General features: G+C 73.6%; 1 protein-coding gene. It reads left to right on the top strand.

Features of this window, described 5'->3' with window-relative positions; translation table 11 throughout:
- On the top strand, window positions 1-1,604 hold a 1,604-nt coding region (locus tag ACFVXJ_RS31260; RefSeq protein ID WP_389666836.1), incomplete at both ends, for a condensation domain-containing protein.

Below are 1,604 nucleotides of genomic sequence, written 5' to 3' on the forward strand. Positions count from 1 at the left end.
TCGCCGCCCGCCTCACCAACCGCATCTCCACCACCCTCGGCGTCACCCTCACCCTCCGCGACGTCTTCCAGCACCCCACCCCCGCCACCCTCGCCCGCCGGATCGCCGACTGCTCCGGCCGGCCGGCGCTCGCCCCCCTCACCCGGGCCGCGAACCGCCCCGAGCCGCTGCCGCTGTCCTTCGCCCAGCAGCGCCTGTGGCTGGTGGCCGGGCTCTCCGAGGGCGGGAGCGCGTACAACGTCCCGATGGTCGTCCGGTTGGAAGGGGAACCGGACGTCGCCGCGCTGCGCGCCGCGTTCGGGGATGTCGTGGCCCGCCACGAGCCCCTGCGGACCCGGTTCGCCGCCGTGGACGACGGCGCCCCCTTCCAGGTCGTCGCGTCGCCGACCGAAGCGCCCTGGTTCGAGGTGCGGAGCGTCACGGCCGACTCCCTCGACGCCGAACTGCTCACCGCCGCCGGGCACTCCTTCGACCTGGCTGCCGAACTGCCGTCGCGGGTCACCTTGTTTCGGTCCGGGCCGGCCCGACACACCCTGCTCGTCCTGCTCCACCACATCGCCACCGACGGACAGTCCCTGCGGCCCCTGTTCGCCGATCTGTCGCACGCCTACGCCGCCCGGCTCGCCGGCGACGTTCCCGACCTCGCCCCCCTGCCCGTCGACTACGCCGACTACGCCCTGTGGCAGCGGGCGGCGCTCGAAGGGCCGCTGCCGGCGGAGCAGCTCGGCTACTGGAAGCAGGCCCTGGAGGGCATTCCGGAAGAACTGGGCCTGATCCACGACCGACCGCGGCCGCCGGTCGCCGGCCAGCGCGGTGGGATCGTCCGGTTGGACTTCGGCGCCGAGCTGCTCAAGCGGGTGCGGGAGCTGGCACGGGCCGAGCGCTGCACGCCGTTCATGGTGCTCCAGGCGGGGTTGGCGGCGACCTTGACCCGGCTGGGGGCCGGTACCGACATCCCGCTCGGCTCCCCGGTCGCCGGACGCTCGGACGAAGCCCTGGCCGACCTGGTCGGCTTCTTCGTCAACACGCTGGTCCTGCGGACCGACACCTCGGGCAACCCCACCTTCCGGGACCTACTGGCCCGGGTCCGCGCCACCGACCTGGACGCCTTCGCCCATCAGGACGTCCCGTTCGACCTGGTGCTTGAGGCGGTGAACCCGACCCGCTCCCTGGCCCGGCACCCACTGTTCCAGGTCTGTCTCGCGCTGGAGTCCGGCCCCGCGGCCGGACCGGAGCTGACGGGGCTGCGGGCCGGCGCGGCGGAACCGCTGGCGACGGGTGCGGTCAAGTTCGACCTGGAGTTCCTGCTGCACGCGGACGAGGGCAGCGGCCTGACCGGGGCGGTGCTGTACAGCTCGGACCTGTACGAGCACGCCACGGTGGAGCGGATCGTCGCCATGCTGCGGCGCACGCTGGAGCAGGTGGCGGCCGGGCCGGAACTCCCGTTGTCGGAGATCGAGGTGTTGGGTGAGGTCGAGCGGCGGCAGGTGCTGGAGGAGTGGACGGGTGTCCGCCGCGACATCGGGGAGCGGACGCTGACGGACCGCTTCGAGGAGCAGGCCCGACTCCGCCCCCAAGCCCCGGCGGTCATCTTCGAGGGACGG

It is taken from the genome of Streptomyces sp. NPDC058279, assembly GCF_042881255.1.
GTDB lineage: Bacteria > Actinomycetota > Actinomycetes > Streptomycetales > Streptomycetaceae > Streptomyces.